Raw genomic sequence first — 5,013 nt, 5'->3', positions numbered from 1 at the left:
TGTTGTTGTAAGTCCTCGGCCGATTAGTACCAGTCACCTGCACCCATTACTGGGCTTCCAGTTCTGGCCTATCAACCCCATGGTCTGTGGGGGGCCTTAACCACGCGAAGGTGGTGAGAAACCTCATCTTGGAACAGGCTTCCCGCTTAGATGCTTTCAGCGGTTATCCCTTCCGAACGTAGCTAACCAGCGGTGCTCCTGGTGGAACAACTGGCACACCAGAGGTTCGTCCGTCCCGGTCCTCTCGTACTAGGGACAGGTTTCCTCAAGTTTCTTACGCGCGCGGCGGATAGAGACCGAACTGTCTCACGACGTTCTAAACCCAGCTCGCGTGCCGCTTTAATGGGCGAACAGCCCAACCCTTGGGACCTACTCCAGCCCCAGGATGCGACGAGCCGACATCGAGGTGCCAAACCATCCCGTCGATATGGACTCTTGGGGAAGATCAGCCTGTTATCCCCGGGGTACCTTTTATCCGTTGAGCGACACCGCTTCCACGTGCCGGTGCCGGATCACTAGTCCCGACTTTCGTCCCTGCTCGACATGTCCGTCTCACAGTCAAGCTCCCTTGTGCACTTGCACTCAACACCTGATTGCCAACCAGGCTGAGGGAACCTTTGGGCGCCTCCGTTACATTTTGGGAGGCAACCGCCCCAGTTAAACTACCCACCAGGCACTGTCCCTGAACCAGATCATGGTCCGAGGTTGAGGTATCCAATACGATCAGAGTGGTATTTCAACAACGACTCCACCCACACTGGCGTGCGGGCTTCACAGTCTCCCACCTATCCTACACAAACCGAACCGAACACCAATACCAAGCTATAGTGAAGGTCCCGGGGTCTTTTCGTCCTGCCGCGCGTAACGAGCATCTTTACTCGTACTGCAATTTCGCCGAGTCTGTGGTTGAGACAGCAGAGAAGTCGTTACGCCATTCGTGCAGGTCGGAACTTACCCGACAAGGAATTTCGCTACCTTAGGATGGTTATAGTTACCACCGCCGTTTACTGGGGCTTAAATTCTCAGCTTCACCACCGAAGTGATTAACCGGTCCTCTTAACCTTCCAGCACCGGGCAGGCGTCAGTCCGTATACATCGTCTTACGACTTCGCACGGACCTGTGTTTTTAGTAAACAGTCGCTTCTCTCTGGTCTCTGCGACCCCCACCAGCTCACCACGTACATGGGTCACCAGCAGAGGCCCCCCTTCTCCCGAAGTTACGGGGGTATTTTGCCGAGTTCCTTAACCACAGTTCTCTCGATCGCCTTAGTATTCTCTACCTGACCACCTGTGTTGGTTTGGGGTACGGGCCGTGTTCCAACTCGCTAGAGGCTTTTCTCGGCAGCATAGGATCATGGAATTCGCCTCAATCGGCTACGCATCACCTCTCAGGCTGTGTGAACGGCGGATTTGCCTACCGTTCGCCCTACAGGCTTACACCAGTACAACCACTGACTGGCCCCACTACCTTCCTGCGTCACCCCATCGCTTGCCTACTACCACACAAGGTCCCATGCAGCCCCACACTCGAGACCCGAAGGTCTTCTCGGTGGTTTTGGATGGTTAGTACATGTGATTCAGCATGGACGCTACGAACACGGGTACGGGAATATCAACCCGTTGTCCATCGACTACGCCTGTCGGCCTCGCCTTAGGTCCCGACTCACCCTGGGCGGATTAGCCTGGCCCAGGAACCCTTGGTCATCCGGCGGAAGAGTTTCTCACTCTTCTTTCGCTACTCATGCCTGCATTCTCACTCCCACACCCTCCACGCCTGGATCACTCCGACGCTTCCACGGATGCAGGACGCTCCCCTACCCACCCACACCACTACACACACGCCCGCAGGCATGCGTGGATGTCTTGTGTGAGTGCCGCGGCTTCGGCGGTGTACTTGAGCCCCGCTACATTGTCGGCGCAGGATCACTTGACCAGTGAGCTATTACGCACTCTTTCAAGGGTGGCTGCTTCTAAGCCAACCTCCTGGTTGTCTTCGCGACCCCACATCCTTTTCCACTTAGTACACGCTTAGGGGCCTTAGCCGGCGATCTGGGCTGTTTCCCTCTCGACTACGAACCTTATCGCCCGCAGTCTCACTGCCGCACTCTCACTCACTGGCATTCGGAGTTTGGCTGACGTCAGTAACCTGATAGGGCCCATCGGCCATCCAGTAGCTCTACCTCCAGTGAGAAACATGCGACGCTGCACCTAAATGCATTTCGGGGAGAACCAGCTATCACGGAGTTTGATTGGCCTTTCACCCCTACCCACAACTCATCCCCTCCATTTTCAACTGAAGTGGGTTCGGGCCTCCACGTCGTCTTACCGACGCTTCACCCTGGCCATGGGTAGATCACTCCGCTTCGGGTCTAGAACACGCCACTGAACCGCCCTGTTCAGACTCGCTTTCGCTACGGCTACCCCACACGGGTTAACCTCGCGACGTGCCACTAACTCGCAGGCTCATTCTTCAAAAGGCACGCCATCACCCACCCCTCACGGGCGCAGGCTCTGACGGATTGTAAGCGCTCGGTTTCAGGTACTATTTCACTCCCCTCCCGGGGTACTTTTCATCTTTCCCTCACGGTACTTGTCCGCTATCGGTCACCAGGAAGTATTCAGGCTTACCGGGTGGTCCCGGCAGATTCACAGCAGATTTCACGGGCCCGCTGCTACTTGGGCACCTGGCACACGAGACCACACACTTTCGACTACCGGACTCTCACCGTCTACGGTCGACCATTCCAGGCCAGTTCACCTAGCGCGCAGTTTTCTCACTCGCACCCAACACGGCAGCATTGGGAACACCAGACCCCACAACCCCACACACACAACCCCTGCCGGGTATCACATGCGCATGGTTTGGCCTCCTCCGCTTTCGCTCGCCACTACTCACGGAATCACTATTGTTTTCTCTTCCTGTGGGTACTGAGATGTTTCACTTCCCCACGTTCCCTCCACACTGCCTATACATTCAGCAGCGGGTAACACCCCATCACGGGTGCTGGGTTTCCCCATTCGGACACCCTCGGATCACAGCTCGTTTGACAACTCCCCGAGGACTATCGCGGCCTACCACGTCCTTCATCGGCTCCTGGTACCAAGACATCCACCGAACGCCCTTACACACTTACAAACAAAAACACTCAAAAATAAAGATGCTCGCATCCACTGTGCAATTCTCAAACAACACACACCCACCACCCACACACCCAGACCCCACCGTTACCAGTCGAGACCCTTACCGGGCAGCGCGATGATGAACTACCGAGAAACCACACACACGGTGTGTTCCCTCAGGACCCGATAGTGCATTGACCCGACGCGCCTCACAGCACGACGACACCCCACCCACCCCGAAACAACTTCGGAGCCGGCTGACGGGCTTGCTGGCGCTCACAGATGAACACACCCACCCCACACACGAACGGTGTGAGCGAGGGCTGTTGTGTTCTCCTTAGAAAGGAGGTGATCCAGCCGCACCTTCCGGTACGGCTACCTTGTTACGACTTCGTCCCAATCGCCGATCCCACCTTCGACGGCTCCCTCCACAAGGGTTAGGCCACCGGCTTCGGGTGTTACCGACTTTCATGACGTGACGGGCGGTGTGTACAAGGCCCGGGAACGTATTCACCGCAGCGTTGCTGATCTGCGATTACTAGCGACTCCGACTTCACGGGGTCGAGTTGCAGACCCCGATCCGAACTGAGACCGGCTTTAAGGGATTCGCTCCACCTCACGGTATCGCAGCCCTCTGTACCGGCCATTGTAGCATGTGTGAAGCCCTGGACATAAGGGGCATGATGACTTGACGTCATCCCCACCTTCCTCCGAGTTGACCCCGGCAGTCTCCTGCAAGTCCCCGGCATAACCCGCTGGCAATACAGGACAAGGGTTGCGCTCGTTGCGGGACTTAACCCAACATCTCACGACACGAGCTGACGACAGCCATGCACCACCTGTACACCAACCACAAGGGAACTGATATCTCTACCAGCGTCTGGTGTATGTCAAACCCAGGTAAGGTTCTTCGCGTTGCATCGAATTAATCCACATGCTCCGCCGCTTGTGCGGGCCCCCGTCAATTCCTTTGAGTTTTAGCCTTGCGGCCGTACTCCCCAGGCGGGGTACTTAATGCGTTAGCTACGGCACGGATCCCGTGAAAGGAACCCACACCTAGTACCCACCGTTTACGGCGTGGACTACCAGGGTATCTAATCCTGTTCGCTACCCACGCTTTCGCTCCTCAGCGTCAGTTACTACCCAGAGACCCGCCTTCGCCACCGGTGTTCCTCCTGATATCTGCGCATTTCACCGCTACACCAGGAATTCCAGTCTCCCCTGTAGTACTCAAGTCTGCCCGTATCGCCCGCACGCTTGATGTTAAGCATCAAGTTTTCACGAACGACGCGACAAACCGCCTACGAGCTCTTTACGCCCAGTAATTCCGGACAACGCTCGCACCCTACGTATTACCGCGGCTGCTGGCACGTAGTTGGCCGGTGCTTCTTCTCCAGGTACCGTCCTAATTCGCCCCTGGTGAAAGAGGTTTACAACCCGAAGGCCGTCATCCCTCACGCGGCGTCGCTGCATCAGGCTTGCGCCCATTGTGCAATATTCCCCACTGCTGCCTCCCGTAGGAGTCTGGGCCGTGTCTCAGTCCCAGTGTGGCCGGTCGCCCTCTCAGGCCGGCTACCCGTCGTCGCCTTGGTAGGCCATTACCCCACCAACAAGCTGATAGGCCGCGGGCCCATCTCGTACCGAAAAACTTTCCACCAACCCCCATGCGAGAGCAGGTCATATCCAGTATTAGACCCAGTTTCCCAGGCTTATCCCAGAGTACGAGGCAGATCACCCACGTGTTACTCACCCGTTCGCCACTCGAGTACCCCGAAGGGCCTTTCCGTTCGACTTGCATGTGTTAAGCACGCCGCCAGCGTTCGTCCTGAGCCAGGATCAAACTCTCCATGAAAAAACACTGAAACACTAAGTTTCAACACAATCAGGAAAGCA

General features: G+C 56.5%; 2 rRNA genes. Both read right to left on the bottom strand.

What is annotated here, in order from left to right:
• Window positions 1-3: 3 nt before the first annotated feature.
• Window positions 4-3,136: ribosomal RNA gene (locus tag Q1A98_RS22315) — 23S ribosomal RNA — on the bottom strand.
• Window positions 3,137-3,461: 325 nt separating this feature from the next.
• A 16S ribosomal RNA gene (locus Q1A98_RS22310) occupies window positions 3,462-4,972 on the bottom strand.
• Together the 16S and 23S rRNA genes form the textbook arrangement of a ribosomal RNA operon.
• Window positions 4,973-5,013 lie beyond the last annotated feature (41 nt).

Source organism: uncultured Williamsia sp. (assembly GCF_947494875.1).
In the GTDB taxonomy this organism is placed as follows: Bacteria; Actinomycetota; Actinomycetes; order Mycobacteriales; family Mycobacteriaceae; genus Williamsia_A.
The sequence above is the reverse complement of the archived record's forward strand: the minus strand, read 5'-3'. Positions and strand labels throughout refer to the sequence as shown.